This window comes from Natrinema sp. 74 (assembly GCF_046097095.1).
GTDB lineage: Archaea > Halobacteriota > Halobacteria > Halobacteriales > Natrialbaceae > Natrinema.
In genome coordinates, this window is sequence record NZ_CP175698.1 from 2,667,361 (window position 1) to 2,693,977 (window position 26,617).

The 26,617-nt window shown below is 66.9% G+C and carries 26 protein-coding genes; 17 read left to right on the plus strand and 9 right to left on the minus strand.

The window, feature by feature from the left end; translation table 11 throughout:
- Positions 1 to 138 precede the first annotated feature (138 nt).
- Positions 139 to 1,695 carry a sensor histidine kinase gene (locus tag ACJ70B_RS13315; protein ID WP_408957476.1) on the minus strand — a complete coding sequence of 519 codons (1,557 nt, stop codon included), beginning with the start codon at positions 1,693 to 1,695 and terminating at the stop codon, positions 139 to 141.
- Between the two features lie 694 nt (positions 1,696 to 2,389).
- Here ACJ70B_RS13315 and ACJ70B_RS13320 point away from each other — a divergent pair.
- The 6 genes from ACJ70B_RS13320 to ACJ70B_RS13345 all read left to right on the plus strand — a co-directional run bounded on the left by ACJ70B_RS13320 (position 2,390) and on the right by ACJ70B_RS13345 (position 11,322).
- Entirely contained in the window at positions 2,390 to 3,154 is a 765-nt protein-coding gene (locus ACJ70B_RS13320) for an ABC transporter ATP-binding protein (protein ID WP_408957477.1), read from the plus strand.
- Positions 3,147 to 4,394 (plus strand): ABC transporter permease, encoded by a 1,248-nt coding sequence (locus ACJ70B_RS13325; protein WP_408957478.1) that lies wholly within the window; start codon positions 3,147 to 3,149, stop codon positions 4,392 to 4,394. Before ACJ70B_RS13320 ends, ACJ70B_RS13325 begins: the two co-directional genes overlap by 8 nt.
- Positions 4,391 to 5,623 carry an ABC transporter permease gene (locus ACJ70B_RS13330; RefSeq protein ID WP_408957479.1) on the plus strand — a complete coding sequence of 411 codons (1,233 nt, stop codon included), beginning with the start codon at positions 4,391 to 4,393 and terminating at the stop codon, positions 5,621 to 5,623. Before ACJ70B_RS13325 ends, ACJ70B_RS13330 begins: the two co-directional genes overlap by 4 nt.
- A 79-nt stretch (positions 5,624 to 5,702) precedes the next feature.
- Positions 5,703 to 6,251, plus strand: coding sequence for a hypothetical protein (locus ACJ70B_RS13335; RefSeq protein ID WP_408957480.1), 549 nt, complete (start codon positions 5,703 to 5,705; stop codon positions 6,249 to 6,251).
- Between the two features lie 63 nt (positions 6,252 to 6,314).
- Positions 6,315 to 9,155 carry a DEAD/DEAH box helicase gene (locus ACJ70B_RS13340; RefSeq protein ID WP_408957481.1) on the plus strand — a complete coding sequence of 947 codons (2,841 nt, stop codon included), beginning with the start codon at positions 6,315 to 6,317 and terminating at the stop codon, positions 9,153 to 9,155.
- A 133-nt stretch (positions 9,156 to 9,288) separates the two neighbouring features.
- A complete protein-coding gene (locus tag ACJ70B_RS13345; RefSeq protein WP_408957482.1) occupies positions 9,289 to 11,322 on the plus strand; it encodes a PAS domain S-box protein in 2,034 nt (677 codons plus the stop codon).
- A gap of 56 nt (positions 11,323 to 11,378) precedes the next feature.
- On the opposite strand, the gene ACJ70B_RS13350 is transcribed toward ACJ70B_RS13345, so the two are convergent.
- On the minus strand, positions 11,379 to 12,584 hold the full coding sequence (locus tag ACJ70B_RS13350; protein WP_408957483.1) for a polysaccharide deacetylase family protein: 1,206 nt from the start codon (positions 12,582 to 12,584) through the stop codon (positions 11,379 to 11,381).
- Between the two features lie 384 nt (positions 12,585 to 12,968).
- Between ACJ70B_RS13350 and ACJ70B_RS13355 the strand changes: the two genes are divergently transcribed.
- Positions 12,969 to 13,724, plus strand: coding sequence for a protein sorting system archaetidylserine decarboxylase (locus tag ACJ70B_RS13355; RefSeq protein WP_408957484.1), 756 nt, complete (start codon positions 12,969 to 12,971; stop codon positions 13,722 to 13,724).
- A gap of 162 nt (positions 13,725 to 13,886) precedes the next feature.
- On the plus strand, positions 13,887 to 14,162 hold the full coding sequence (locus ACJ70B_RS13360; RefSeq protein ID WP_408957485.1) for a hypothetical protein: 276 nt from the start codon (positions 13,887 to 13,889) through the stop codon (positions 14,160 to 14,162).
- A gap of 48 nt (positions 14,163 to 14,210) precedes the next feature.
- Here the strand turns inward: ACJ70B_RS13360 and ACJ70B_RS13365 are convergent, their stop codons facing one another.
- Both ACJ70B_RS13365 and ACJ70B_RS13370 read right to left on the minus strand, forming a co-directional pair.
- The gene (locus ACJ70B_RS13365) at positions 14,211 to 15,137 is read right to left on the minus strand and encodes a DMT family transporter (protein WP_408957486.1); all 927 of its coding nucleotides are present in this window, start codon (positions 15,135 to 15,137) and stop codon (positions 14,211 to 14,213) included.
- Positions 15,138 to 15,308: 171 nt separating this feature from the next.
- A complete protein-coding gene (locus ACJ70B_RS13370; RefSeq protein WP_408957487.1) occupies positions 15,309 to 15,674 on the minus strand; it encodes a hypothetical protein in 366 nt (121 codons plus the stop codon).
- 275 nt (positions 15,675 to 15,949) lie between these two features.
- Between ACJ70B_RS13370 and ACJ70B_RS13375 the strand changes: the two genes are divergently transcribed.
- The 3 genes from ACJ70B_RS13375 (at position 15,950) to ACJ70B_RS13385 (ending at position 17,540) form a co-directional block, all read left to right on the plus strand.
- Positions 15,950 to 16,582, plus strand: coding sequence for a ribonuclease H (locus ACJ70B_RS13375; RefSeq protein WP_408957488.1), 633 nt, complete (start codon positions 15,950 to 15,952; stop codon positions 16,580 to 16,582).
- Positions 16,583 to 16,664: 82 nt separating this feature from the next.
- On the plus strand, positions 16,665 to 17,123 hold the full coding sequence (locus ACJ70B_RS13380) for a DUF2240 family protein (RefSeq protein ID WP_408957489.1): 459 nt from the start codon (positions 16,665 to 16,667) through the stop codon (positions 17,121 to 17,123).
- 24 nt (positions 17,124 to 17,147) lie between these two features.
- Entirely contained in the window at positions 17,148 to 17,540 is a 393-nt protein-coding gene (locus ACJ70B_RS13385) for a hypothetical protein (protein WP_408957490.1), read from the plus strand.
- Between the two features lie 131 nt (positions 17,541 to 17,671).
- On the opposite strand, the gene ACJ70B_RS13390 is transcribed toward ACJ70B_RS13385, so the two are convergent.
- The 3 genes from ACJ70B_RS13390 to ACJ70B_RS13400 all read right to left on the minus strand — a co-directional run bounded on the left by ACJ70B_RS13390 (position 17,672) and on the right by ACJ70B_RS13400 (position 20,125).
- The gene (locus ACJ70B_RS13390; protein WP_408957491.1) at positions 17,672 to 18,325 is read right to left on the minus strand and encodes an HAD family hydrolase; all 654 of its coding nucleotides are present in this window, start codon (positions 18,323 to 18,325) and stop codon (positions 17,672 to 17,674) included.
- A gap of 121 nt (positions 18,326 to 18,446) precedes the next feature.
- Positions 18,447 to 19,148 (minus strand): SDR family NAD(P)-dependent oxidoreductase, encoded by a 702-nt coding sequence (locus tag ACJ70B_RS13395; protein WP_408957492.1) that lies wholly within the window; start codon positions 19,146 to 19,148, stop codon positions 18,447 to 18,449.
- 95 nt (positions 19,149 to 19,243) lie between these two features.
- Positions 19,244 to 20,125, minus strand: coding sequence for a halocarboxylic acid dehydrogenase DehI family protein (locus ACJ70B_RS13400; RefSeq protein ID WP_408957493.1), 882 nt, complete (start codon positions 20,123 to 20,125; stop codon positions 19,244 to 19,246).
- Positions 20,126 to 20,250: 125 nt separating this feature from the next.
- Between ACJ70B_RS13400 and ACJ70B_RS13405 the strand changes: the two genes are divergently transcribed.
- Together ACJ70B_RS13405 and ACJ70B_RS13410 are read left to right on the plus strand one after the other, a co-directional pair.
- Positions 20,251 to 20,940: a haloacid dehalogenase type II gene (locus ACJ70B_RS13405; RefSeq protein WP_408957494.1), complete on the plus strand. Its 690-nt coding sequence runs from the start codon at positions 20,251 to 20,253 to the stop codon at positions 20,938 to 20,940.
- A gap of 105 nt (positions 20,941 to 21,045) precedes the next feature.
- Positions 21,046 to 22,137 carry an AI-2E family transporter gene (locus tag ACJ70B_RS13410; RefSeq protein ID WP_408957495.1) on the plus strand — a complete coding sequence of 364 codons (1,092 nt, stop codon included), beginning with the start codon at positions 21,046 to 21,048 and terminating at the stop codon, positions 22,135 to 22,137.
- A 59-nt stretch (positions 22,138 to 22,196) separates the two neighbouring features.
- Here ACJ70B_RS13410 and ACJ70B_RS13415 read toward each other — a convergent pair whose 3' ends face one another.
- On the minus strand, positions 22,197 to 23,264 hold the full coding sequence (locus ACJ70B_RS13415) for an NAD(P)/FAD-dependent oxidoreductase (RefSeq protein ID WP_408957496.1): 1,068 nt from the start codon (positions 23,262 to 23,264) through the stop codon (positions 22,197 to 22,199).
- Positions 23,265 to 23,417: 153 nt separating this feature from the next.
- Between ACJ70B_RS13415 and ACJ70B_RS13420 the strand changes: the two genes are divergently transcribed.
- A complete protein-coding gene (locus ACJ70B_RS13420; protein ID WP_408957497.1) occupies positions 23,418 to 23,900 on the plus strand; it encodes a peroxiredoxin family protein in 483 nt (160 codons plus the stop codon).
- Between the two features lie 44 nt (positions 23,901 to 23,944).
- On the opposite strand, the gene ACJ70B_RS13425 is transcribed toward ACJ70B_RS13420, so the two are convergent.
- Positions 23,945 to 24,343 (minus strand): tautomerase, encoded by a 399-nt coding sequence (locus ACJ70B_RS13425; protein ID WP_408957498.1) that lies wholly within the window; start codon positions 24,341 to 24,343, stop codon positions 23,945 to 23,947.
- Positions 24,344 to 24,517: 174 nt separating this feature from the next.
- Here ACJ70B_RS13425 and ACJ70B_RS13430 point away from each other — a divergent pair, with 174 nt between their 5' ends.
- From ACJ70B_RS13430 to ACJ70B_RS13440, 3 genes are all read left to right on the plus strand, one after another.
- Positions 24,518 to 25,201, plus strand: a complete 684-nt coding sequence (locus ACJ70B_RS13430; protein WP_408957499.1) for a haloacid dehalogenase type II — start codon at positions 24,518 to 24,520, stop codon at positions 25,199 to 25,201.
- A gap of 114 nt (positions 25,202 to 25,315) precedes the next feature.
- Positions 25,316 to 25,606 carry a MarR family transcriptional regulator gene (locus ACJ70B_RS13435; protein ID WP_408957500.1) on the plus strand — a complete coding sequence of 97 codons (291 nt, stop codon included), beginning with the start codon at positions 25,316 to 25,318 and terminating at the stop codon, positions 25,604 to 25,606.
- Between the two features lie 149 nt (positions 25,607 to 25,755).
- Positions 25,756 to 26,592, plus strand: a complete 837-nt coding sequence (locus tag ACJ70B_RS13440) for an alpha/beta fold hydrolase (protein WP_408957501.1) — start codon at positions 25,756 to 25,758, stop codon at positions 26,590 to 26,592.
- Positions 26,593 to 26,617: the final 25 nt, after the last annotated feature.

The window sequence follows — 26,617 nt, forward strand, 5'->3', positions numbered from 1 at the left end:
AAAGCGTATTCGGGAGCAGGTTGGTCTCCCCCTCGGTCTACGATTGTTACCCGATATCGTAGAGGGAAGGGGTACACCGCATTCGGTGACTGTGCGACGGGTTACTTGACGCCCGCAACAGCGGTACGCACAGCGTACTCAGTCACCCGACTCGTCTACTACCGGGAGAGTGAACCGAACCGTTGTGCCATCGCTACGGTCGGACGCGACCCAGATGTCACCGTCGTGGCGCGTGACGATGCGATCGCACAGCGCCAGGCCGATTCCCGTCCCCGCGCCCTCCTCTTGCGTGTGACAGCTCTGGAACATGTCGAAGACGCGGTCGGCGTCTTCGGAGTCGATACCGACGCCCTCATCGCGAACCGAGACCGCCCACTTGTCGCCCGCCCGTTCGGCCGAGACACGCACCCGTGGTGGCTCCTCGCCGCTGTACTCGATGGCGTTGTCCACCAGGTTTTGAAACACCTGCCTGAGTTGGTCGGCATCGCCTTCGACGCGAGGGAGGGATTCCGTGGCTATTTCCGCGCCCGTCTCCTCGATTTTCAACTGGAAGTCCCGGAGAACGTCGTCGAGTACGGTTTCCAACTCGACCGGCTCCAGGGGAGCGCCGCGCGTGTCGACCCGCGAATATGCGAGTAATCCATCGATCATGCTGCGCATGCGGTCGGCCCCGTCGACGGCGAACTCGAGGAACTCCCGGCCGTCCTCGGTGAGGTCGTCAGCGTACCGGTTTTCGAGCAACTGGAGGTAACTCGAGACCATCCGCAGGGGTTCCTGAAGATCGTGGGAGGCGGCGTGGGCGAACTGCTCTAAGCGTTCGTTGGATTCCCTGAGTTCTTGTCTATACACTCTGTGCTCGAGTTCGTTGCTCACCCAATTGCTGAGCAGACGGACGAACGAGACGTCCCAGTCGGAGAACGCCTCGGTCCGCGCCTCCATCCCGTAGAAGCAGAACGTCCCGTAGATGTCTCCGTGGACGATAACCGGTGTCCCGAGATAACAGGCGATTCCCCACTCGGGGTCAGCCAGTTCCGGGGCCTCGGCTTTCACATCCCGGAGGACGAGTGTCTCTGCGGTCTCGACGACGCGTGAGCAGTTTGGTAGGGTCTCGAGCGGCGTCGTATCGCCCGATTCGAGATCGACCGCTTCCGGCGTGGCCACGTGTTCGAATACGTATTCGCCAGCGCTTTCATCGACTCGCGAGAGCGTCGCGAACTCGGTTCCGACTGTCGTGCGAACGATATCGAGGAGCGAACGTATCTGTTGGGGGAGCGGCTGGTCTGGGGCCGCCATCACTTCGTTGGCACGCCGGAGTGCTCGCTCGCGTTCCTCGAGTTCCCGGTGATGGTCGTCCGGGTCAGTGATATCGCGGGCGTACACCGAAAGGCCACTTTCAGAGGGATAGACGCGCGTTTCGAACCAACTATCCTGTGGCGGATAGCGTGCCTCGAACGTGACTGGCTCTTGGGACTCCATCGCACGTTCGTGCTCCCACTGGAACGGCGAGTCGGTCAACGCGGGAAACTCCTCCCAGATGACGTTCCCACGGAGTTGCGCTCGGTCTCGTCCGAACGTGCTTTCGGCTCGGTCGTTGCAGTACGTGAACCGCCAGTCTTCGTCGAGCGCGAAGACGGCATCGGTGACGCGCTCGACGACCGCTTCCGGAGAACTTCGGTCGGGGGGATCACTCGACATCTCGGACTCCGTCATTAAATACGCGTACCGCGTTGAGAAGTATGGGCATTACGCACGTATTCTGAGCAGGAATTCCGTGTACTCGAGAATTCGATGCGAGTCCAACGGGCGATCGGAGAGCGTCCTCGAGCCGGGGAGAACGGAGCCGGTACTGGCCGATCTACAGGGCGTGAAAACACCCCGGCTATCACTACGCCATCGTGACAGTACGCGTGGGGCGATATCTCGCCCTCGTCGGAGACGCCGATGCGATCTGTGAATCAAGAAGACGCTCGTTTTCGCTGTATGCCGACCGTGCGCTGAGTCGAGACGACCGGTTACCTGCAGTGAGACGCTGTCAGCCCCGCGTGGAGGGCCGATTCGGCTCACTCGATCCGAGAACGGAAGCTGCGTGGAACTCACGCGACGGACCGGACGAAGAAAGCGTATTTCCGACGGCCGTTACGGACGGGTTTCCGCGTCGTATCGACTCCGTATTCGCGTCGCGAAGCCGCGGCGACCGGTCAGACGGCGCTCGGAACTCGAGGGAGCCGTCGGCAGTCGACCGGCGAAGGGGACGACCGCTGCGAGGCGATTTTGCGTCGGCGACTGGGACGGTTGTTCGCAGCGGAACGAGGGTAGCAGCCGTCTGACAGGGGTAATCGGGTCGAAACAATGAGCCGACGGGCCGTTAGCCGGCAGTGAGACACCTGTGATGTTCGGGCAATCAGTGCTGGATTCGCGGCCGTCGGCCACGAGGGGTGAACGCGACGAGCGCGAATCGACGGCGGCCGTTCGACTCGAGGGCGTCAGCCACCGGTACGGCGCGACTGGCGGTCGGCTTCGCTCGAGCGACGAGCGGACGGTGACCGCGCTCCGCGACGTCTCCTTCGAGCTTCCGTCGGGAACCATCGTCGGGCTCGAGGGGCCAAGCGGAAGCGGCAAGTCGACGATTCTCCACGCCGTCGCCGGGCTATTGCTGCCGACGGCCGGGGGCGTCGAACTTCACGGGACCGACATCACGGCGCTGTCGGACGCGGAGCGAACGCGGCTGCGGCGACAGCACATCGGGATCGTGTTCCAGCGCTTTCATCTCTTGCCGTCGCTGTCGGCCCGCGCGAACGTCGCGCTCCCGCTCGTGCAGGCCGGCGTCCCGCGGAGTGACCGGCGAGCGCGGGCGGTGCGACTGCTCGAGGCCGTCGGTCTCGGCGACCGCACGACCCACTTGCCCGGCGAACTCAGCGGCGGGGAGCGCCAGCGGGTCGCGATCGCGCGGGCGCTGTCGACCGATCCGGACGTGATCGTGGCCGACGAGCCGACGGGGGAACTCGACTCGGCGACCGGTGCGGACGTCCTCGAGTTGTTGACCGATATCGGGCGCGATCGGGCGGTACTGGTCGCGTCGCACGACGAGGCCACGCTGTCCGTCGCCGACTGGGTCATCACCCTCCGCGACGGGCAGGTGGTCGGGGATGGCTGACGGCGGGGGGTGGCGAACGCGCTGGACGGGGCTCGCTCGCCTAGCACTCGCCCGGTGGTGGCGGCGAGCGACGCGGACGACGACGGGCCGAACCGTCTCGACGATTGGGGTCATCGCGCTGACGGTCGCGTTGCTTCTGGTCGTGACCGGCGTCGCGCTGGCGCTCGCCGACGGCGGCGTGACGGGTCGAAACGACGCGGCCGTCGCCGTCACGCCCGAGGAAAGCGGCACGCTCTCGTCGGTCGACGGCGTCGAGGGGCCGCGCCTCGGCGCGACCAACGAGCGGGCCGCGGCGATCCGCGACCGCGACGGCATCGATCACGCCTCGCCGGTGCTGGTCGAGACGGTCCGACTGAGGCCACCGAACGGCAACGCGCGAACCGTCCGGCTCGTCGGCGTCGTTCCCGACGGCGAATCGCGGACCGTCGCGGGCCTGTCGACGGCCGCCCTCGAGCGGGGCGATCCCCATTACGCGAACGGGTCGTACGACGGCCCGCGGACCGGCGAGATCGTCCTCTCGGAGACCGCGGCGGACCGCCTCGGCGCGTCGTCGGGCGACGAACTGACCGTCTCGATGGGGCCGGGGCGCTCGAGCGGGCCCTCGGTGACGGTGACAGCGGTCGCGGACGACGGAACGGGCGGAGCCACCGCGCCGGTTGCGCTCGTTCACGTGAGCGGGCTCCAGTCGCTCTCGGGGGCCGCCGACGGTGGGCTCGCGGATCGGCTCCTGATCTGGGGCGAGTCATCGGCGGCGCAGTCGGCCGCGGCGGACGCCTATCCGGCCGCCGCGATCGAAGTCGCCGGAACCACCGATCCGTCGTCGCTGTTCGACGACGGGCTGGCCTTCGCGACCGGCGTCATCGCGCTCGTGGTCAGCGTGACGATCTGTGCCTCGTTCGTCGCGACGGCGATGGGGATGACCGTCGACGAGGACCGGCGCACGCTCGCCGTTCTCGAGTCAGTCGGCGTCCCGACGCGCGGTCGGTTGGCGATCGTCGCGGTGTCGGCGGGTATCACCACGCTAGTCGGCGCGCTCGTCGGCGTCGCCCTCGGTGCAGCAGGGATCGTCGCGGTCAACGCCATTGCCGGCGCGACGATCGCACCGGGAGCGGTCGCGCAGTTCCACCTGGTGTTCGTCCCCTACGCGATCGCGGTCGCCCTGTTCTCCGGGCTGATCGCCGTGCCCTATCCGCTGGTGGTGGCCGTGCGGACGTCCGTGCTCGAGGAGGTCGGCCGATGAACGCGACGCGAGCGATCGTCCGAACGCGGGCCGTCGCGGGCCTCGCGCTCGCACAGCTTCGGCGCTCGCCCGGGCGGACCGTCCTCACCGTCTGTGCGGTCACGCTGGCCGTCCTCTCAGTGACGGTGCTGGCGAGTCTCGGCGTCGGCGTCGTCGAGAAGGGCGAGCAGGGGTTAGACAGCGCCGACCGGGATATCTGGATCTCGCGGGATCCCGTCGACCCGGCCGCGAGTGGGACCGAGAACCCGGTCGTGGGCGCACACGGAATGGCGGCCGAACTCACCGCACGCGACGATATCGCGGGTGCCTCGCCGATCGCGATGTACGACGTGTACGTCGGCACGAACGAGTCCAACCTGCGACGCAGGCCCGCGGTCGGCGTTCAGGAGACTCACGAGGGGTTCAACTTCCAGTCCGGTGGGGGATTCACAGTCGATCGGGAAATCGCTCTCAGCCCACCGCCGGACGAGCCACGGACCAGTACGCTCGTGCTCGACCCGCGGACCGCCGCGGCGCTGAACGTCTCCGTCGGCGACACCGTCCACATCGGGACGAGCCGGCAGACGGCCTCCGAATACGAGTTTACCGTCGTCGGCACGTCCTCGTACTACTCGCAGTATCTGGGCTCGCCAGCGATGACGGTGCCGCTAGGTGATCTACAGGCCGTCGCCGGCACGTCAGGCACCGATCGAGCGACGTTCGTCACCGCCGACGTGACGGCCGACGCCGACCGCGACGCCGTCGCGGACGAACTCGCCGAGGTCTATCCCACGTACGAGGTCCGCACCAGCGGCGAACAGGTCGAGGGGATGCTCGAGGAGCGCTCGGTCGTCCTCGCAAGCGGCGCGACGCTGGTCGGTCTGGCCATCGTCGGCGGCGTCGTCCTGACGGCGAACCTGTTCGCGCTCGTGGCCCACCAACAGCGCGAGGAACTCGCGGCGCTGCGGGCCGTCGGGCTCTCCCGACGGGTCCTCGCCGGGACGATCGGCGCACAGGGGCTCCTCATCGGCCTGGTCGGCGGCCTCGTCGGTCTCGCGGCGACGCCGCTGGTCGTGCTCGGCCTGAACCGCTTCTCGGCGGCGGTGCTCGGCTTCGAGCGCCTCCTTCGGACGCCGCTCGAGGTCTACGCCGCCGGCTTCGCGCTCGCGCTCTGTGTCGGCACGGTCGTCGCGCTCGTCGCCGGTTGGCGGGCCGGCCGGTACGCGCGCATCGCGCACCTCGAGCAGTGATCGGTGCGGCGCGTCGGCCTGTCCGCTTCCGACTCGACCGTCCCGAACCCACTTGCCGGCCGAGGACGTACTGTCCGTGATGCGAATTCGAACACCCGCCAGCGACCGAGCGGATTCGGCGTCCAGTACGCAACCGACGGCGGACTCTTCGTCCGGTAGCCGTCTCCTCAGATACGCGCTCGTCGCCGGCGGCGTCCTCGCGCTCGCCTACGTCGTCGGCCGGCTCCGCGGCTCGAGCGAGGGCGGTGACGGCATTCGGTCGGTCGACGAGTTCCAGGAGCGGGCGGCGGCGGCCGTTCCGGACGAGTTGTCCGAACCCGTCGCGACGATCCCGATTGGGGAGCCGGGCGACGAGGAGGAGTCGACCGAGGCCGAGACGTCCGCCGCGGGAGAGGGCGCAGACGCGATCGACGAGGCGGAGACGAACGTCGACATCACCGACGGCGACCGGTCGGACGAGGAAATCGCCGAGCGCGCGGAGCCAGATGTCAGCGCGGACCCAGCCGACCCCGGCGAGATGGCAGTCGACGAGGGGGTCGCCGACGAACTGATCGACGACGATATCGACGCCAAGGACGCAGACGAGAGCGACGAAGCGGACGACGGAGAGGAGACGGCCGAGGAGTAATCCCGCGCTTCGATTTCACCGGAAACGTGGTGTTTATCCGCCGCTCGTCCCTACCGTATTCCGATGACTGACGGGGACGTCGCGGCGTTTACGCACCTCGGAGCGACGGTTCGCGGAGCGCTCTCCGAACGCGGATTTTCGACGCCGACGGCACCGCAGCGACTGGCGATCCCGCCGCTATCTGCCGGCGAGAACACGCTCGTGATCGCACCCACCGGGAGCGGCAAGACCGAGACGGCGATGTTGCCCGTCTTCGACCATCTGGTCGCCGAGGAAGGGCCGCCCGAGGGCTTCGGCGCGCTCTACATCACGCCGCTGCGGGCGCTCAACCGCGACATGCGCGAGCGCCTCGAGTGGTGGGGCGAGTACTTGGACCTCGAGGTCGACGTCCGCCACGGCGATACGACCCAGTACCAGCGGGGGAAACAGGCCGAGGACCCGCCGGACGTGCTCATCACGACGCCCGAGACCGTCCAGGCGATGTTGACGGGAGAGCGGCTGCGTGAGGCGCTGGCGGATCTCTCCCACGTCGTGATCGACGAGGTCCACGAACTCGCCGCCTCGAAGCGGGGCGCGCAGTTGGCGATCGGCCTCGAGCGCCTGCGGGACCTTGCGGGGCCGTTCCAGCGGATCGGTCTCTCGGCGACCGTCGGCGATCCGGGGGAGGTGGGGCAGTTCCTCACGGGCGGACGGCCCTGCGAGATCCGCGAGATCGACGTGGGAAGCAACGTCGACGTGACGGTCCGCGAACCCGAGGTGACCGACGAAGACGAGCGGCTGGCCGGCGAACTCATGACCGAGGCCGACACGGCAAGCCACGTCCGGCTGATCCGCGATCTGGTCGCCGAAAACGAGTCGACGCTGATATTCGTGAACACGCGCCAGACGGCCGAGGCGCTGGGGTCGCGGTTCAAGGAGCTCGAGCTCCCGATCGGGGTCCATCACGGCTCGCTCTCGAAGGAGGCTCGGATCGACGTCGAGGACCGGTTCAAGGCCGGCAAGATCGATGGGCTGCTCTGTACCTCGTCGATGGAACTCGGGATCGACGTGGGACAGGTCGACCACGTGATCCAGTACAAGAGCCCGCGGCAGGTCACGCGGCTCCTCCAGCGGATCGGCCGCGCAGGCCACCGCCAGAACGCGGTCTCGAGCGGGACGGTCGTCACGACGCGACCCGACGACACCCTCGAAGCGCTGTCGATCGCTCGGCGGGCCTGCGACGGGGAGGTCGAGCCGGCGGCGATCCACGAGGGCAGTCTGGACGTGGTCGCGAACCAGTTGCCGGCGCTCGTCCAGAGCCGCGGGGACACGTACGTCGACGAGGCCGTCGAAACGATCACGAGGGCCTACCCGTTCCGGACCGTTCCCGAGGAGACGGTTCGCGAGATCGTCACCGAACTCGACCGCAACCGGATCTGCTGGTTCGACGAGGGCGAAGACCGCATCGAAACGACGGGCGGCACCTGGCAGTACGTCTATTCGAACCTCTCGATGATCCCCGACGAGGAGACCTACGAGGTCCACGACATCGCCTCCGGGGGCCAGATCGGCACTTTGGACGAGCGGTTCGTCGTCAACTTCGCCCAACCGGGCGAGGTGTTCATCCAGCGCGGCGAGATGTGGCGGATCGCCGAGATCGACGACGAGGACGGGACCGTGAAGGTCAGTCCGATCGAGGACCCCGCCGGCGAGGTGCCATCGTGGATCGGTCAGGAGATCCCCGTTCCCGCCGCGGTCGCCGGCGAGGTGGGCGAGATCCGCGCCGTTGCGGAGCCCCAGCTCGAGGCGGGGGCCGACGCCGCGGCTGTCGGCCGCGAACTTGCCGGCCGCTATCCATCCGACGAGTACACGCTGACCGGGGCCTGCGCGCAACTCGAGCGTCAGGTCGAGAGCGAGTCGCCGATGCCGACGGCCGACCGGCTCGTCCTCGAGCGACAGGGCCGGACGATCGTTCTCAACGCGCCGTTCGGCCACATGGTAAACGAGACCCTCGGCCGGATCCTCTCGGCGCTGTTGGGCCAACGCGCGGGCTCCTCGGTCGGCCTCGAGACCGATCCCTATCGGATCGAACTCGAGGTTCCCACTTCGATCGCGACCAGCGACGTGCTCGCGGTCCTAAAGGAGACCGACCCCGACCACGTCGAGGCCATCGTCGAACTCGGGCTCAAAAACTCCGACGCGCTCGCCTTTCGGCTCGCGCAGGTCTCGGCGAAGTTTGGCGCGCTCAAGCGCTGGCAGGGGAACGGGTCGGGCCGTCTCTCGAACGACCGCCTGCTCTCGGCGCTCGAGGACACGCCGATGTACGAGGAGGCAATCCGAGAGGTATTCCACGAGGATCTCGACGTCGACCGCGCGAGTGCCGTCCTCGAGGAGATCCAGTCGGGCGAGCTCGAGCTTGTGACCCACCGCGGCCGGACGCCGGTCGGGCAGGGCGGCCGGTCATCGGGCGGGAAGGAACTGCTCGCACCGGAAAATGCCGACGCGAGCGTCATCGAGACGGTCAAAGAGCGCATTCAGGATGATCGCGTCATCCTGCTGTGTACCCACTGCGAGGAGTGGAAGGTGAAGACGAAGGTCAAGCGGGTGCCGGACCAGCCCGAGTGTCCGGAGTGTGGCTCGACCCGGATCGCCTCGTTGAACCCGTGGGCCGACGAGGTGGTGCAGGCAGTCCGCGCCGAGGAGAAAGACGACGAGCAACGGGAGATGACCGAACGCGCGTTTCGGGCGGCGAGTCTCGTCCAGAGCCACGGCAAGCAGGCCGTGATCGCGATGGCCGCCCGCGGCGTCGGCCCACACAACGCCGCCCAGATCATCAACAAGCTCCGCGAGGACGAGTCCGAGTTCTACCGGGACATCCTCTCGAAGGAGCGCGAATACGCGCGGACCCAGGCCTTCTGGGACTGACGATCTCCGACCGTCCGTCGCCGTCGCGACGATGCCGAGCAACTGGTCCACACTCTGTTTTTGTCACACCACAGAAGAGATTCGAGACGACGCCGTCCACAGTCCTTATTTACGCTACTGCCGAAACACTGACATGGAATCTGGCCCGCCAAACGACTCGTCGTCCGCTCCGGACGAGCCCGATACCGGTTCGATCTCCGACCGGGTCGGCGGGTTGCTCGAGGCGGCCGACATCGCGTGTGTCCGAGCGACGCCGTCCGGGTCGATCGTGGCGGTCAATAACGCGTTTACACGACTGACGGGCCACGAGCGCGGCGACCTGCGTGGCCGGAACCTCGAGACGCTGCTGGCCGACGAGGCGAGCCTCGCGTCGCTCGTCGCGGCCCTCGACGAGCGGGATGCGTCGCCGGTGTCGATGCCGGTCTCACTGCGGACGACGACGGACGCCGTTCCCTGTACGATCCACCTCGAGCGAGCGCCGCCGGCCGAGACCGGGGAGGCGGAGTTTACCGGCATCGTCCGTCGACGGGACGTGAGCGCGGCCTCGACGGCGACGTCCGAGTCCGGTCTCACGTATGGCCGGACGTTCGAGGCGCTGGCGGACGCGCTCCCCGACGGGATCATCGTTCTCGATACGAACAGCGACATCCGTTACGCCAATCCCGCGGTCGAGCGCATCCTCGGACACGAGCCGAACGACCTCGTCGGCTCGAGCCAAGTCACCATCATCCCGCCGCGGCTGCGCCAGACCCACCTCTCTGCGCTCCAGCGCTACCTCGAGACCGGCGAGCGCCACATCAACTGGACCTACGTCGAGCTCCCGGGACAACACGTCGACGGCCACGAAGTCCCGCTCGGCGTCTCACTGAACGATTTCACGTACGACGGGGATCGCTACTTCGTCGGCCTCTTTCGGGACATCTCGCCGCGCAAGGCGGCCGAACGGACGCTGACGGAGAAGGTCGTGCAACTCGAGTCGGTCTCCTCTCTCGGCCGCCACGCCCTCGAGAACCCCGATATCGACGACCTGCTGGGGAAGGTGACGGATCTCGTCACGGCCGCGCTCGACGCGGCGTATTGTTCCGTCTTCGAACACGACCCGGCGGCACCCGCCGGCGAGGAACTGCGGTGTCGGGCCGCCACCGGCTTCGACGCCGGCGAGGACGTGACCGCGTCTGCGACGGGGTCGATCGCTGCGGCCGCGCTGGCGGGCGACGGTCCCGTCGTGATCGAAGACGTCGCGGCCGACGATCGATTCGACGGGCCGTCGCTGGTGAATCGCGACGCCGAAAGCGGGCTCACCGTCGCTATCGGGCCGGCGGCCGATCCGTGGGGCGTCATCGACGTCTACGATACCGACCGGCGGGAGTTCGCGGACCACGACGTCGACTTCCTCGAGAGCGTCGCGACGATCATCGCGACCGCGATCGAGCGCCAGGAGTACGAACGCCGGCTCAACGAGACGGTCACGGAGCTCGAGGCGTCGAACGAGCGGTTAGAGCAGTTCGCGTACGCGGCCTCGCACGACCTCCAGGAGCCCTTGCGGATGGTCTCGAGTTACCTCCGGCTGCTCGAAGACCGGTACGCCGACGACCTCGATTCCGACGGCCGGGAGTTCATCGCGTTCGCCGTCGACGGGGCCGACCGCATGCGGGAGATGATCGACGGCCTCCTCGCGTACTCTCGCGTCGAAACGCGCGGTGATCCGTTCGAGCCCGTCGACCTCGAGAGCGTGCTCGAGGACGTGCTGACCGACCTGCACGTGATGATCGAGCGGCGAGACGCCGAGATCACGATCGAGGGCACACTGCCGACGGTGCTGGGTGATGCGAGCCAGCTCCGGCAGGTGTTCCAGAACCTGTTGTCGAACGCGATCGAGTACAGCGGCGACGAGCCGCCGCGAGTGTTCGTCAGCGCCGAGCGCGCAGGCCGGCACTGGCAACTCTCGGTCGAAGACGAGGGGATCGGGATCGATCCCGGCGACCGAGACCGGGTCTTTCGGGTCTTCCAGCGGCTCCACAGCCGCGAGGAGTCTGACGGCACGGGCATCGGCCTCGCGCTCTGTCGCCGCATCGTCGAACGCCACGGCGGCGACATCTGGGTCGACTCCGAACCGGAGGTGGGGTCGACGTTTTCGTTCACGATCCCGGCCAGCGGCCCCCGATAGCGGCGTCGAGGGGGTGGGGTGCGCTTCTGTGGCCGTTGTGCGAGAACCGCGACCGATCAATCCTGAACGAACGAGTCCGCCACGTCCCCCGGACCGATGACCTCGAGGTCGCCGGCAGACTCGAGGTCGCTGACGCGTCCGACCGTCTCCTCGAGGACCGACAGCGACGCCTCGTCGAGCCGGCCAAACGCCAGCGACGTGATGCCACCCATCTGTGTGGTGATCTCGAGTGCCGACCGCGCCGTGGCGGCGTCTGGGCCGGTGATCCGCGTACAGAGGTGTGGGTTCGTGGCGATTCCCTGCGACGGATACCGGCCGGCGAAGGCGAGGTCGTGGTTGGTCGTGACGGTCTCGAGCACGTCCCCGTCGTATCGCCCCTGCGGGTAGGCGAAGTACCGCGCGCCCTCCTCGAAGCCCTCGTCCTCGAGCCACGCTTTGGCGTCGCTGATCTCCGCTTCGGGGTTGCGATCCGACGAACCGGTGAGGTCGAGCCCGTGCATCGAGTAGCTCCCGATCGTCCAGCCGGCGTCGGCGAGTTCGTCGAGGTGGCCGCGGATGAGGTGGTCGCCTTCGGCGCGTTCGCCCTCGCGGATCCGACTCGGGGTGACGAACGAGACGGCGGGATAGCCGTGTTCTTCCAAGAGCGGCAACGCGCCCGTGTAGTCCGTCTCGTAACCGCCGTCGAACTGGAACAGGACCTTGCCGGTGTCCGGCGCGGAGACGAACCGGAGGTCGTCGATCCATACTGCCCCCTTGTCGTCGTCGCCCGTCCAGCGGAGGATCTGTACCTCGCGTATCGCGCTCAGGTCCGGCTCGCCGTCGACGGTCGCGACGCCGAAATTGTATTGGACGAGCGGCGTGTCGCTGTGTGCGCGCTGTCTGAAGACCAGACGGTTCCCGTCTCCGTCGAGCAGTTGCACGATCAGATCGGCCTCGTGATCCGTCGCGACCGCCAGGCTCGGTCGCAGCCCCGAGAAGTCACGGGGCTCGGAGAGTTCCCGGACGATCCTGACCTGATTGTCTTCGCCCGACTCGAGCTTTGCGGACTGTGACCCGGCGTAGGCACGATTCGTGTCCGCGGTGAGCGTTCCGAGCGACGCGGTCCACGACTCGAGCGCTTCGAAGTCGTCGAACGGTTCGGGATCGCTGTCGTCGCCCGCTCCCGTTTGTCTTCCGTCGGAACCGCCGTCCGACTCTTCGGTGCTGGAGCAGCCGGCCAGAGTGGCCACCAGAGCCGCGCTGAGATACGTTCGTCGTTTCATCGCTGACGACCGCCTGCGCCACGAAGCGCCGTATTGTTATTCTCGATTGCCAACGGGAGGTTTCCTCCGATAGACCGACCGAAACCCAGCCCGAAAGCCCTCCGCACGGTGAAAGCCGCCTGCGGCCGCCGGAACGCCGGTGGCGGGCGCTCTCGTCGGCACGGCCGCGGAACGATCGCGCTACGCGGACAGCGCCTCGGGTTGCGAGCCCCTAGTATCGCCGGCCGGGAGTCGTCGTCGACGCGACTCGTCCGTTCATCGGTTAGTCGCGTACGGAGGAGACGACGGCCCTCGCGTCAGACGTGCGACGGTTAGCCACCGGATACGGCGTCGCTGAGATGGGGATCCGTAACGGCCATACGACGCGGCCCCGTCGTTTTTCTCATGAAATTCGCACCCGGGGCGTGGAAGTACGCTATCCTTCCGCTGCTCGCCGCCCCGTTTGCCGTTATCATCAGCGTCACGGCGAGTCTCGTCGCGCTCGCGGTCGGCGTCGGCACCCTCGCGTTCTTTCGCGACCCCGATCGCACGCCGCCGCCGACCGGCGTCGTCTCGCCGGCCGACGGGACCGTCTCCGTCCTGCGCGAGGAAGGGGATCGGGTCCGACTCGGCGTCTTCATGAACGTCTGGCACGTCCACGTCGTCCGCGCTCCCTTCGCCGGCCGCGTCGCCGACGTCGAACACGTCTCCGGCGCGAATCGGCCCGCCTTCTCGAAGGAATCCGACCGCAACGAGCGGGTTCACGTCCGCCTCGAGACCGACTCTCCGAACCTGCCCGCCACGGGCGACGAGCGAGACGAGGCGGCCGCGGACGACGGCGGCGAACCAACTGAGGACGGCACGTCGACGCCGCCCGAGGACTCGGCCCCCGACGCCGAGGTGACGCTGATCGCCGGCGCGTTCGCCCGACGCATCCATCCCTATCTCGAGCGCGACGACGCCGTCGAGCGCGGCGACCGCATCGGCCACATCGCATTCGGCAGCCGCGTCGACGTGCTCTTCCCGCCAACGGTCGACCTCGCGGACGTCGCAGTCGAGGTCGGCGACTCGATGACCGCCGGGGAGACCGTCGTCCTCGAGTCGGCGGACGGCGGGCCGTCCGACGCGTTCGACCACGGCGTTGACGACCGCAGCGAGTGAGTCGTCGGCTCGAGACCGTAGCGAACCGCGATCAACCGATCTTTTCGCCGTAAACGATGGGGTCAGGTCGTTCGGATTCGGCTGAATCCGTCCTAACCGATCGAAACGGTTGAAGCGGTATTTGGGACACCGTCGCTAACGAAACCACCAGCAGTACCTCTGATGGCGAGTCCACCTTCCCTCTCCGAGCAGCGGTCGGGCGGTTCGAGTTCGTCGAGCAAACGCCGCGGCGACGAGTGCGGTCGCCTCGAGCGAGCAGCACCGGGGCTCGCCACCCCGATCCGTGCGGCCGGGTTCTGGGCGGCGATCGCCATGCCGGTCCTCTACGTCCCGCTGCTCGTGACCGGCCTGTCCTCGTCGCTCGATGGACTGTTGTTTCTCGCGCTCGTCGTCGGTCACCTACTCGCGCTGTACGTCGGCCACGCACACCGTCGATAGCGCCCTATCGAGCGCGACTGCGGCCGGCACAGACCGCTCGTCGGCCGATCACTCGCTCGGGCCGGGCGATCGGACGCCGTCGAATCCCCGCCTGATCGCTCGCCGCTTGACGAGGACGAAGCCGACGGCGATGAGTCCGAATCCGGCCATCGCCGTCGTGTCGACGACCTCGCCGAGGTAGAGCCAGCCGACCACCGCGGTGACGATCGGGGCGACGTACGACACCATATTGATCTCGACGGGGCCTAGTCGCTCGAGCAGATCGAAGTAGATGAGAAAGCCGACCGCGCTGGCACCGATCGACAGGTACGCGATCGCGCCGATCGCCTCGAGGTGCGTCCATGCGGCCGGTTTGACGGGTTCGCCGATGCCGAGGCTCACGAGGTGGAGCACGACCGCGCCGCCGAGCATCGACCAGGCCTCCATCGTTTCGATCGGGAGGGAGGCGTCGATCCGGCGAGTGAGAACGCTACCGAGGGCGAACGCCCCCGCGGCACAGAAGACGAGCCCCTTTGCGACGACGTCGGCCGCAAGCAGGTTCGACGGATCGGGTCGGACGACGACACCGACGCCGACGAGACCGACGGCGACGCCGACGACGCCGACCGTCGAGAGGGCGTCGTTCGGGACGAGCAGCCGCGCGAAACCGGTGCTCAGAACCGGTGAGAGACTCACGAGAATCGCGGCCGCGGCGGCCGTCGTATTCCGTTGGCCGACAAACAGGAACGCGTGATAAGCCGCAATTAAGAGGACCGCGCCGACGGCGACCTGCGCCCATTCGGCTCGACCCTGCGGTCGCCACGAATCGACGGCGAACGCCGCGTAGCCGAGCATCAGCACGCCGGCGATATCGTATCGCAGCGCTGCGAACAGGACCGGTGGTACGTGCGAGAGCCCCGCGCTGATCGCGACGAACGCGGACCCCCACAGCGTCGCAAGCACTAGAAACAGCGAGAGATTTCGGTATCGGCTCACGGAGACCGTCTCGGTAGGAGCACCCTATTTGTTTCGGCTTTAAAGGAATTCGGCGGCAATCGTGGACCGCTCGACGGATGGACGCGGAGGACGAACGATCGGTGACTGAGTATCGGCGGCCGGGTATCGGCGACCGAATATCGACGATCAAGCGCCGGTCAGCGGACCGACTCAGAGGGGCGGCCGTTCGCGGATCTCGGGCTCGTCTTCGGTCTGTCTAAACTGCTCGAGCAGGGGTTTGATATCATCGAATCCCGCTGCGAGGACGATATCGCCGCTGCGGAGATCGTACTCGATGATGTCGTAATCGGCGAGACGCGGGAGATGGTTGTGGACGAGTGAGACGTACACTCGTTGTCGGGTTTCCTTGTCGATTTCGGCGGCACGGACGTCATGCTTCCAGGCCGCAACCTGGGTCACGAGGTCCTCTATGTTCGCCGTTCGGTCGGTCACCAACTGATAGAGAAGAAACCGCCGTTCGGATTCCGCGAGCAGCGAGCAGGCCGCCTCCATCCGACTGCCGTTCGATTGGTTCATATCTCCACCAAGCACCTCACGGTCATACACCTACTGCCAACACAGATTGGCTTTCGATCGATCGGCCGTGCGTCTGCATCTTCCGAACGAAAGAATTCGCCTTTCGCTGGCGTTTTGGGCCCGTTATAGCCCGATCAGATCAATACGCCCGACATTTTATTTCTCGAGAATAAGTACAGAAGTATATTGTGGCGGCCCGTCCGCATCCGTGGCATACATTGGCATTTGTTATCACGGACGACATAATTAAGTGTATATGTGGCCTACACGTTCGCATGGCCGCTCACGGCCGGTCCACACTGCGGGACCTGTTCGACGAGTCGCCCACACCCCACATCGCCCATCCCCCGCGGACCCATCATCGTGACTTCTACGTCGCTACCGACGGGTCCTTCCGGAACTCGGGCGGCGGGCTGGGGGCCGTCATCGAAACGCGCGACGGCACCCGCGTCGCACGTGTCGCGACCGCGGACGCGCCGCCGGACAACAACGTCGCCGAATATCGGGCGCTGCATCTCGGCCTCGACGTGCTCGCCGCTCGAGCGCCGCGGGACGCCTCGGTCGGCGTGCTCATCGACCACGACGTACTCGCCAGTAACGTCAACAACGCGATCCTCGCGACCCAGCACCCGGACGGCAAATCGCCTCGGCCGGTTTCGATCCCGGCGGCGACGCGGTATCACTGGCGGGGCATTCAGGCCCGTCTCAGCGGCTTCGAGGAGGTCCGAGCCGCCCGTATCGACAGCGATCAAAATCCTGCACACCCGCTCGCGAACACTCCAGAGCGGTACCGCCACGTCAACCGCGAATCTGACCGCTGCGTTCTTCCGGAAACGCCCGAGCCGACCGCGGCCGAGTTCCCGCCGCCGTCCCGCGCCGATCGGAACGGCGGCCGCGCGTCCGACTGATCGCCGACCGCCGACGTCGGTCGGAACGGCGGCCAGTCCGGAACCGCCATCGTTTTCTCGCCCCTCGAGAGAGTCGTCTCCGATGAGCCTTCGCGTCGCGGTCGCCGCGCCGTTCATCCAGAACGGCACCCGCCGCCTCGAGGAAAACGAGTTCGTCGTCGCCCTCTCGCTCGATCGGGACTGGTTCTCCCCCGACCAGGCCAAGCGGCTGATCGACGTCGCGACCGGCGAGGGGTTGCTCGAGCGCGGCGACGACGGCCTCGCGGTCACGTTCGACCCCGGCGAGGTGACGGTCCCCGAATCGTTCGTCCCCGACGAGGACCTCCTCCGGGAGCGGTCGGCGTTCGAGCGCGTCCTCGACTCACTGGTCGCCGAGGGCATGGAGAAACACGAGGCCGTCGGCGCGATTAACGCACTTCAGGGAGAGCTCGGACTGACGATCGAGGCCGCCGCAGTCGTCTACGCCCGCCGCGAGGGGATCGGCGTCGAAGACCTCGCACCGACCGCCCGCGAGGCCGTTCTCGACACCGAAGACGGTTAATCCCCGGCGAACCGACCGACTCGCATGGTCGAAGACCGGATCACCGACGGCCGACGGATCGCCGAACTCCTCTCGAGCGACCTCGACGGCCGCGAGGACGGGGACCTCACGCGCGTTGCCGTGACGAACGCCGATCGCGACGTCGAGCAGACGGCCGACGGCGCTCGCGCGTACGACGTCACTCGCGACGACGACCGGATCGCCCGAGCGTTCGTTCAGGAAGACCGCGCTCGCCTCGAGTTCGAGGCCGGCCAAGACGCGGCGGCCGAGGCGGCGGCCGAGGTCGACCTTAGGGTACGGCCCAAGGCGACGACGCCCCCGCGCACGCTCGTCTTCGTCGAGAGCGGTGCGGAAGTCAAGCGAGCGACTGACGTGGTACAGGCGGTGAGCCGGCGACTCGAGGACGGGAGCGCGTAGCGCCCCACCACGCGCTCGCTTCCTCCTCGGACGGTCGGACCGTCAGTGCGACCGAGACGATCAGCAGCGCCATCGAGACCACGGAGTCGACACATCGTCAGGGTCCAGCGAGAGACGGAATCGGACATCGCTCACTCGAGGGTTGCGAGGACCTCGGGAACCGCGGTCGCGACCTCCTCCTGTGGGACGTGCGCGGCGGCGCGTGGATCGGGGTCGGACCCGTCCTCGAGCAGCACCTGAATCGCGGCCATCCCGGCCTCGGTCGCGCCGCGAACGTCGGCCTCGACCTCGTCGCCGACGTAGACCGTCTCGGTGGGGTCGACGCCTAGTTCCTCCGCGATCGCCTCGAACGCGCGGGGATCGGGCTTTCCGGCCTCGAGTTCACCGGTCACGACGACGGCGTCGAAGGCACCCTCCCAGCCCAGCGTCTCGAGTTTGTCCCGCTGGGCGCGGACGGGGCCGTTGGTGAGCAGGCCGACGCGGTACCTGCGGCGCAGGTCGGCGAGCATGGCCTCGACGCCGGGCAACGCCTCGAGGTCGTCGGCGATCCGCTCGCGGTAGGCCGTCGTGACGTCCGCCGGGTCGGCGTCGCTGTCCGCGAGCAGTTCGGCGAAAATGGGTTCGCGGGTCTCGGTGGTGAGGTTCCGGCGGTGGGCCGCGAGGTAGTCATCGCGCGACAGCGAGGGCGCGCCGGCGGTCGTCGTGGCTTCCTCGAGGATGGTCGCCCGGTCGCGTCGGGGAACGGCCAGCGTGTAATCGAGATCGAAGACGACCGCCCGTAGCATAGGCGTCACCGGGGGCTCGAGCGGGTTGAAGCTATCCCTTCCGCATAGGGCGTTGCTGTCGCCAACGCTGGTTCAGACGGAGCGACGACCGATTCGCTTCTCGGTCGGCAAGCCGGCAGGGTCAGAACGCCTCGACGTGCGGCCGGAGATCGAGCTCGAGCGTCCACGCCGAGCGGTCCTGTTCGACGAGGTGCCAGTACGAGTCGGCGATGGCATCTGGGTCGAGGAACTCGTCCTCGTCGCGGTCGGGCCGGGACTCGCGGACCGACGGCGTCTCGATCTGCCCGTCGATCACGACGTGAGCGACGTGGATTCCCTCGGGGCCGAGCTCTCTGGCCATGGACTCGGCCATCCCTCGAACCGCGAATTTGGCCGCGCTAAAGCCGATCGCGCCGCCGCGGCCGCGGACCGCCGAGGTCGCGCCGGTGAAGACGATCGTCCCGCCGTCGCCGGCGAGCATGTCGTCGACCGCCTCCTGCGAGCACAGCAGCGCGCCGTAGGCCGACGTGCGCCACGCGCTCTCGAACGCCTCGGGCGAGATATCCCGCAAACCCGACCACGCGCCACCGCTCGCGTGGTTAACGAGGACATCGACGGGGCCGAACGCGTCGCGGACCGCGTCGAACCCGGCCTCGACCTGCGCCGGATCGGTGATGTCGGTCGGGACGGCGACGGCGTCGTCGCCTAAGTCCGACGATAGCTCCTCGAGAAAGTCCGTCGAGCGGGCGAACAGCCCCACCTGACAGCCCTCCGCAACGAACGTTCGCGCAAGCGATGCACCGAGTCCGGGACCGACGCCGGCGATGACGGCTGTATCTGCCATAGGCCGACGACGACGGCCGGCCCCAAAACGCTGTCCGGGGAGCGACGGCCGATCGGCTCGAGCGCCGCCTCCTGCGTGCACCGGCCGGCGACGCGTCAGAGCGACCGCTCGCCGCCGGCGTCGAGCGTCGCCGCGTACGTGACGATGGTCTGGAGGACTTTGCTGACTGCGCCCCGGTTGAACGCCCGAACGTAGTGCTGGATGTCGTCGATCGTCTCGTCGTCGAACCCCTGCTCTGCGAGATCGTTCGGCGAGAGCCGCGGCGTATACGGGAGTTCCTCGAGGTGGCCATCTACGACCGCGTCGGCGTCGCGACAGCCGCGTTCGAACGCCTCGCTCTCGAGGATCGGCTCGAGGTCGGTCCACGCCGGCTCGAGGTACCCCGGCCACTGTGCGAGACAGCGGTAGATGCTCGGCAGTCCCTCCTCGAGGCCGTGGAACGCGCGAATCTCGTCGACGGTCTCGGAGAGGTCGCCGGGGACATCGCCGGCCTCGAGCATCGTCACGGACTGCCCGCGATCGCGGTCGAGCCATGGCGGAAGTGGTGCCGTCGACGGCGCGCCCTCCGGGTTGGCGTCCGGGAGATCGCCGTGCATCGCTCGGTCGCAGACCGCGAACGTGAGCGCCAACCGCGGTGCAACGACGTCGAAGGTCGCAAGCTGGCCGCGGAGTTCGCGCCACTCGGCCGGCCGGAGGGCGGTGTCGGCGCGCCGGTAGCGCGGGAGGTCGGCCGGCCCGTCTTCGATCGCCGAGAGCACGGTGTCTCGGTACGAGACGGCGTAGCGTCCGAACGCACGAGTCTGGAAGAGGGGCTTGAGCTGGCCCCACAGATACCGCGTAAACGCGGGTTCGTTGGCCGTCAGTGATCGGAAGTACCAGTTGACGATCGGCGCGCGAAAGGTCGTCTTGATGTCCTCGTACATGCCGCGTTGCCAGTCCGTCGCGTCCTGCTCGTACAGCTGTTTGCTTCGGTCCATAGGGTTCACGTCTCTCGCGACCCACGTCAAGTCCGGGGCAGGGAGCATTTCGACCAGTCGTCGACTCGGCGTTCGGGCTCGGTGTCGGGCCAAGCTATTTCGAGGGCGGTCTGGGAGATTGACCTATGTCGTTCGACCCCGATGCAGTCGAGACGATCGCGTTCGACTCGTACGGAACGCTCGTGGACGTCTCCGGCGTCGCCGACCCCCTCTCGGAGTACGTCGACGACCACGATCCGAAACTCGTCGCGAAGCTCTGGCGAGAGCGATCGTTGTCGTACGCGATGGTCGGCAACGCCATCGAGGAGTACGACTCCTTCTACGAGATGAACCGCCACGCGCTACAGTACGCCCTCGAGACGGCCGGCATCGACGTCGACGAGGACGAGCGCGAGGAAATTCTCGCAACGTACCACGAACTACCGGTCTTCGACGATGTCCGTGACGGCATCGAGCGATTGCGCGATGCGGGCTACGACTGCTACATCGTCTCGAACGGCAGCGAGGACATGCTCGCGTCGCTGCTCGAGCACGCCGACCTCGGCGACCTGATCGAGGACACGGTCAGCGCCGATGAGATCGAGCAGTTCAAACCCCGACCCGAACTGTACCGCCACGCCGCCGACCGGATCGGGACGCCGATCGAGGAGATTGCCTTCGTCGCGGGCGGCTGGTGGGACGTGCCCGGCGGGATCCACGCCGGAATGCAGGGCGTCTGGATCAACCGACAGAACACGCTCTGGGGACCGTACGAGACGGATCCCGATCTGACGATCGAGAGCTTCCACGACCTTGCGGACGAGCTCGAGGGCTGACGGGACTGTGAGGGGCTCCAATTTGTCGCCCTGACGGTCACACGTCGAGTACCGTCACTCTTCTCAAGACGGGCGCTTTTCCCGTTTGCGGCCGTGTAACTGACTATGACCCTCTTCGACGGCCGGGATGGCAAGCGCGTCGGCTGGGTCGTGCTCGGACTGGTTCTCGCGGCGTTGATCGGCTTCGCTCTCTTCCAGTACATCGGGCCGCTTCTCTTCGCAGTTTTCCTGTACTACGCGACGCGGCCGCTGTACCGCTGGCTCGACGGCTTCATCGACCACCCGAACGTGACGACGACGATCACGATACTGTTTATTATCATTCCGATGATGGCCGTCATCGTCTACGCGGCCGTCATCGCACTCAGAGAGCTCGATCAGTTTCTCGCCACGTACTCCCTCGGGGCGTTCCGGTCGATCCTCCAGCCGTACTTGCGGCTGGTTCGCCACAGAAACATCGACAGACTCGTCGACGCGATCACGTCTGGCTCCGGTGGCTCGATCGTGAGCGTGCTCCGCCAGAGCTTGCCGAGTCTCTTCGGACGGCTCCGGGCGATCCTTGCGGCCACCTTCTCGATCCTCGCCAAGTTCTTTCTCATGCTCACGTTCCTCTTTTACCTCCTACGTGACGATCAGAAGTTGCGTCGGTGGTTCTACGACAGCATCGACCGCGACGACGATATCGTCTCCTACCTCGAGACGGTCGATAACGACCTCGAGACGGTCTTTCTCAGCAATCTGGCGGTTATCGTGGTCGCGGGCAGCACCGCCGCTGTCACGTACTACGGCCTCAATTTCCTCGCTTCGGGCGGCCCCATCGTCTGGACGCCGATTTTGCTCTCCTTGCTCATCGGGATCGGGACGCTGATACCGGTCTTCGGAATGAAGATCGTCTACGTCCCGTACGGCCTACTCCTCCTCGGGGTCGCGCTGACGACTCCGACGCCGCTCTGGCACCCGATCGCATTCTTCGCGCTGACGTTCGTCGTCGTCGACACCATCCCGGACTTCTTCGCCAGAGCGTTCCTCTCGTCGCGCAGTGGCATCCATATGGGACTGGTCCTTCTCGGCTACTTCCTCGGCACGCTCGCCTTCGGCTGGTGGGGGCTGTTCCTCGGGCCGATCGTCGTCGTCTTCGCCATCCACTTCGCTCACCACGTCTTTCCCGATCTCACCGGTGATTTCTTGACGACGTAATGGGGCCGACGAGAGCACCGCGACGGCGTCCCCCAAATCTCCGAGCGCGTCCGAGCGAGTCAATCGTAGGTATGGTGCTCGACCGCTTGCTCGAGCAACGCGTCGGGAATCCCCGGCACCTCCTCGCTACGGACGAGGCCGGCCGGTTCGATCTCGTCGGCCTCACGCGGGAATTCCCGCAGCTCCCAGTGGATCGCGATGCCGGCCTTCGCGCCCTCGCCGAGTGCGACCGGAACCTGATTGTGGCCCGGCGTGAGGTCGCCGACCGCGTAGACGCCGTCGACGCTCGTCCGGCCGTGGTCATCGACCGCGACCGTGCCGTCGTCGTTGACCGCACAGCCCAGATCGGTCGCCAGTCCGTTGTTGTACTCGCTGCCGTACATCGCGAACCCACCTTTGTACTCCCGCACCGATCCATCGCCGGACTCCGTCTGGCTCCCGGTGGGACGTGGCCCCACGTCGTCGGCGAACTCCAGAGCCTCGAGCCAGCCATCGTCGCCGTTCCGGACGCCCGTTACGTCCGCGTGAACGACGTCGATCGGGTGGTTCGCGAGCATCGTCTCGGTCTCGTCGCTCCACGTCGGCTCTGCGCCCCGCGTCAGCAGATCGACCTCGTCGGTGAAGTTCAGCATGATCGCGGCGACGGTGGCCGCACTGTCGCCGTGGCCCATCACGTAGACGGGCTCGTCGACGAACATGTAGGCATCACAATGCAGACAGTAGTGGAGGCCACGGCCGGTCCGCGGCAGCGGTGGCTCCGGGCGCGCGTCGTCGAACCCCGTCGCGAGAACGACGGCGTCCGCGACGAACTCCGCATCGGCCCCGCAGACGCGAAAGCGCCCGTCGTCCGTCTCGTCGACCGAGGAGACGAAGTCGCGAACGACGTCACAACCGTACGACTCGAGTTGCTCGCGTCCGGTCTCGAGGTACTCGTTGCCGCTGGTGTCTTCGGTGACGCCCAGCAGGTTGTGGACGTCTCGCATCATCGCCGCACGGCCGCCGCCGCGCCCGACGACGGCCGTCGAGTGGCCGAGTCGCGTGGCGTAGAGGCCGGCCGTCATCCCCGCCGGTCCGCCGCCGACCACAACGACCTCGTACGTCCGTCGCTCGATCGAGTCATCAGACATGGGGGCGTCCGTACACCGTGCAGTCCCAAAGTATCCGTGCGGGCGTGAGCAGCCACACGCAAACGCCGTCGCACTCGACGTGCGACGCGTCGACCAGCCCGTGCTTCCACTTTCAGCCCGCAGACCTACCCCGACCAGGGACCACATCAGGGTATGGGACTCGAAGGCGAACAAGCGCCTGATTTCACGCTCCCGAGCACCGCCGGCGGTGAAGTATCGCTCTCGGACCGCCTCGAGGAGGGGCCGGCCGTCGTCATCATCAACCGCGGCCACTGGTGTAGCTTCTGTGCGGAACAGCTCCAGACGTTCAGCGAGGTCGCCTACGACCTCTGGTTCCACGACCGCGTCGATATCCTGCCGATCGTGACCGATTCGCTGCCGCGGGTCACCGAGATGCGCGACCGTTACGACCTCGACGTTCAACTACAGGCCGATCCCAACGGCGAGGTCGCAGACCAATACAGCGGTACCGAGGAGACGAGCCACGGCCTCACCGGTATCGCCGCCGTCTACGTACTCGACGAGGAGGGAATAGTCCGCTACGAACAGGTCGCGGACGATCCGGCCGACCGTACCTACGCGAACTGGATTCGGTACTACATTCGCAACGACTACGAGGACCCGTTCGGCGAGTAGCCGTCGATCGCCGCGCCGAACGGCCGTTTTCGCGGCGGTTCACGTCAGTCAGCGCTGTCTTCGGCCTCGTGTTCCCCCCACGACGAGAGCACACGATCGTACTCGTGGAACTGCTCGCCACCGTGTTCGGTCACGACGGCGTACATGTTCTCGGTCGGAACGCCCCACCGGCCGTGCGCGACTTCGAACGCGTCTCGCACGAACGATCGCTGCCGATCGAACGACCGTCCCGCCCTAACGTCTGCGTTCAGCATCACTGCGTCCTCACCGGGCTCGAGTCGACCCAGCGAGAACGAGGCATTTTCGAGCGCGCGGACCGTGACCGCAACGTGACCCGTCCCCGTCGCCATCCGGTCGGCGTATACGTCCGTGATCTCGTCGGTGAACGCGTGTTTCGCCGCCGAATCGACTGCGGCCGTAGTTTCGAACTGAAGATGCGGCACGAGGTAACGTCGCACGGGCCTCGAGATACGTCTTCGGTGTCCGGGCACTCCCCGATAGGATGGCTCGCGACCGCCGCTCGATTAGTTTCACGGGGTCGGCTCCCCTTATTCTAATTGCGGTCGGCCGAGACCGCGCGCGGGAACTATTACGTCTCGTCGTGACACTCCCTCTGGATGACGTTCGACCCCGACAGCGTGACGACGATCACGTTCGACTCCTACAGCACCCTCGTCGACGTCGATGCGGCCGTCCGTGCGCTCGCCGACCACGTCGACGACCCCGAACCGATCTCGACCCTGTGGCGACTGCGCTCGCTCGAGTATACACTCGTCGCGAATCACGTCGACGCCTACCAGCCGTTCTACGAGATGAACCGCGACGCCCTCCAGTACGCGCTGGATGTCTTCGACGTCGACGTCACCACGGACGAGCGCGACGAGGTGCTGGCGGTCTATCACGAACTCGACGTCTTCGACGACGTTCGCGACGGTATCGAACGCCTCTGCGACGGCGGCTACGACTGCTACGTCGTCTCGAACGGCGACCCCGACATGCTGTCGTCGATGATCGCCCACGCCGACGTGGACGACCTCCTTACGGACGCGATCAGCGCCGACGAGGTCGAGACGTACAAGCCTGCCGCCGACCTCTACCGCCACGCGGCCGCGAGGACCGGCACGCCGATCGACGAGATCGTCCACGTCACCGCCGGCTGGTACGACGTCATGGGAGCCAAACATGCCGGCATGCAAGGGGCGTGGGTCGACCGCAAGGGACGGCCGTGGGAGTCGATCGCCGGCGAACCGGACTTACCGATCGAGACGTTCCACGACCTCGCCGACGAACTTGGCGTCTAGCGCGTTCGCCCGCGCGACCGGCGTCGCTTCGAGTCGAGCGGTTTCGCCGCGGTTGTGCAGACCCGACCCATCGCAGGGAGTCATTGAAGGCGATCCGTCGCCACGGATCGATCGATGACCGATCAGATCGTTCTCACTGCCGAGACCGCCCCGGACGCCGTCGACGAGACTCCCCCAAGCGCCAAACTGGTGTTGACGGTTCTCGCGTACGAGGGCTCGCTCACTCAGTCCCGCCTCGTCGAGGAGACGATGCTCCCCGCCCGAACGGTGCGCTACGCGATCAAACAACTCGAGAAACGCGATCTTGTCGACTCGCAGATCTCGTTTTCGGACGCCAGACAGCAGATCTATTCGCTAAACGGCGACCGGTTCGCGGAGGCAGACCCGCGCCCGTCGCGGCCGTGACGACGACGTGGAATCGACCCGGCCCGGAAGCGGGGACCCAGCCCGGTAGCTGGGGCCCAGTCCGGTAGCTGGGATCCGCAGGCCGGAGACTCGTTCGAACGCCGACCGGTGAAAGCACTATTGGCGTCGGCATGGGAGTGCGACGCGGTATGGATTACGAAACGTGGTCCGAAAACCAGGAGACGGCGACCGTCACCGTCGACGAACACGACCTCGAGGTCGCCTACTACGACGATGGCGACGGCGAGCCGATCGTGTTCTGTCACGGCATTCCGACGTCGTCGTTCCTCTGGCACGAGATCGCACCGCCGCTGGCCGACGACTACCGAGTCATCGCGCCGGACATGGTCGGCTACGGCAACTCGGCGATGCACGACGGCTTCGACCGCTCGATCCGAGCCCAGGAGGTGCTGCTCGACGGACTCGTCGACGAACTGGGCCTCGAGTCGCTGACGTTCGTTGGCCACGACCTCGGCGGCGGCGTGGGGCTTCGGTACGCGGCACACAACCCCGACACGGTCGATCGGCTCGTGCTCTCGAACGCGGTCAGCTACGACTCGTGGCCGATCGAGACGATCGTCGATCTCGGACTGCCGTCGACGATCAACGAGATGAGCGTCGACGACCTCCAAGAGATGCTCGAGGGGCTCTTCCGGGACACCCTGTCCGGTGACCCCGACGAGACGTTCATCGAGGGGATGCTCGCGCCGTGGGCGTCCGAGGAAGCGATGATCTCGCTGTCGCGCAACGCCATCGGGACGAACACGAGCCATACGACGGAGATCGACCCGAGCGAGATTTCGGCCCGGACGCTGCTGCTGTGGGGTGCCGACGACGAATTTCAGGCGATCTCCTACGCCGAGCGGCTCGAAGACGATATTTCGGACGCCGACCTCGTCGGGCTGGACGACGCGAACCACTGGGTCATGGCCGACCGGCCGGACGCCTACGGCGATCGGCTTCGCGAGTTCCTCGAGGGAGACTGAGCCGGGCCGTGGACGACAGACCACC

What these genes read in the sequence shown, in the direction of transcription:
- ACJ70B_RS13315 (WP_408957476.1), bottom strand. Translation starts at nt 1,695, where the DNA reads ATGTCGAGTGATCCCCCCGACCGAAGTTCTCCGGAAGCGGTCGTCGAG.
- ACJ70B_RS13320 (WP_408957477.1), top strand. Translation starts at nt 2,390, where the DNA reads ATGTTCGGGCAATCAGTGCTGGATTCGCGGCCGTCGGCCACGAGGGGT.
- ACJ70B_RS13325 (WP_408957478.1), top strand. Translation starts at nt 3,147, where the DNA reads ATGGCTGACGGCGGGGGGTGGCGAACGCGCTGGACGGGGCTCGCTCGC.
- ACJ70B_RS13330 (WP_408957479.1), top strand. Translation starts at nt 4,391, where the DNA reads ATGAACGCGACGCGAGCGATCGTCCGAACGCGGGCCGTCGCGGGCCTC.
- ACJ70B_RS13335 (WP_408957480.1), top strand. Translation starts at nt 5,703, where the DNA reads ATGCGAATTCGAACACCCGCCAGCGACCGAGCGGATTCGGCGTCCAGT.
- ACJ70B_RS13340 (WP_408957481.1), top strand. Translation starts at nt 6,315, where the DNA reads ATGACTGACGGGGACGTCGCGGCGTTTACGCACCTCGGAGCGACGGTT.
- ACJ70B_RS13345 (WP_408957482.1), top strand. Translation starts at nt 9,289, where the DNA reads ATGGAATCTGGCCCGCCAAACGACTCGTCGTCCGCTCCGGACGAGCCC.
- ACJ70B_RS13350 (WP_408957483.1), bottom strand. Translation starts at nt 12,584, where the DNA reads ATGAAACGACGAACGTATCTCAGCGCGGCTCTGGTGGCCACTCTGGCC.
- ACJ70B_RS13355 (WP_408957484.1), top strand. Translation starts at nt 12,969, where the DNA reads ATGAAATTCGCACCCGGGGCGTGGAAGTACGCTATCCTTCCGCTGCTC.
- ACJ70B_RS13360 (WP_408957485.1), top strand. Translation starts at nt 13,887, where the DNA reads ATGGCGAGTCCACCTTCCCTCTCCGAGCAGCGGTCGGGCGGTTCGAGT.
- ACJ70B_RS13370 (WP_408957487.1), bottom strand. Translation starts at nt 15,674, where the DNA reads ATGAACCAATCGAACGGCAGTCGGATGGAGGCGGCCTGCTCGCTGCTC.
- ACJ70B_RS13375 (WP_408957488.1), top strand. Translation starts at nt 15,950, where the DNA reads ATGGCCGCTCACGGCCGGTCCACACTGCGGGACCTGTTCGACGAGTCG.
- ACJ70B_RS13380 (WP_408957489.1), top strand. Translation starts at nt 16,665, where the DNA reads ATGAGCCTTCGCGTCGCGGTCGCCGCGCCGTTCATCCAGAACGGCACC.
- ACJ70B_RS13385 (WP_408957490.1), top strand. Translation starts at nt 17,148, where the DNA reads ATGGTCGAAGACCGGATCACCGACGGCCGACGGATCGCCGAACTCCTC.
- ACJ70B_RS13390 (WP_408957491.1), bottom strand. Translation starts at nt 18,325, where the DNA reads ATGCTACGGGCGGTCGTCTTCGATCTCGATTACACGCTGGCCGTTCCC.
- ACJ70B_RS13395 (WP_408957492.1), bottom strand. Translation starts at nt 19,148, where the DNA reads ATGGCAGATACAGCCGTCATCGCCGGCGTCGGTCCCGGACTCGGTGCA.
- ACJ70B_RS13400 (WP_408957493.1), bottom strand. Translation starts at nt 20,125, where the DNA reads ATGGACCGAAGCAAACAGCTGTACGAGCAGGACGCGACGGACTGGCAA.
- ACJ70B_RS13405 (WP_408957494.1), top strand. Translation starts at nt 20,251, where the DNA reads ATGTCGTTCGACCCCGATGCAGTCGAGACGATCGCGTTCGACTCGTAC.
- ACJ70B_RS13410 (WP_408957495.1), top strand. Translation starts at nt 21,046, where the DNA reads ATGACCCTCTTCGACGGCCGGGATGGCAAGCGCGTCGGCTGGGTCGTG.
- ACJ70B_RS13415 (WP_408957496.1), bottom strand. Translation starts at nt 23,264, where the DNA reads ATGTCTGATGACTCGATCGAGCGACGGACGTACGAGGTCGTTGTGGTC.
- ACJ70B_RS13420 (WP_408957497.1), top strand. Translation starts at nt 23,418, where the DNA reads ATGGGACTCGAAGGCGAACAAGCGCCTGATTTCACGCTCCCGAGCACC.
- ACJ70B_RS13430 (WP_408957499.1), top strand. Translation starts at nt 24,518, where the DNA reads ATGACGTTCGACCCCGACAGCGTGACGACGATCACGTTCGACTCCTAC.
- ACJ70B_RS13435 (WP_408957500.1), top strand. Translation starts at nt 25,316, where the DNA reads ATGACCGATCAGATCGTTCTCACTGCCGAGACCGCCCCGGACGCCGTC.
- ACJ70B_RS13440 (WP_408957501.1), top strand. Translation starts at nt 25,756, where the DNA reads ATGGATTACGAAACGTGGTCCGAAAACCAGGAGACGGCGACCGTCACC.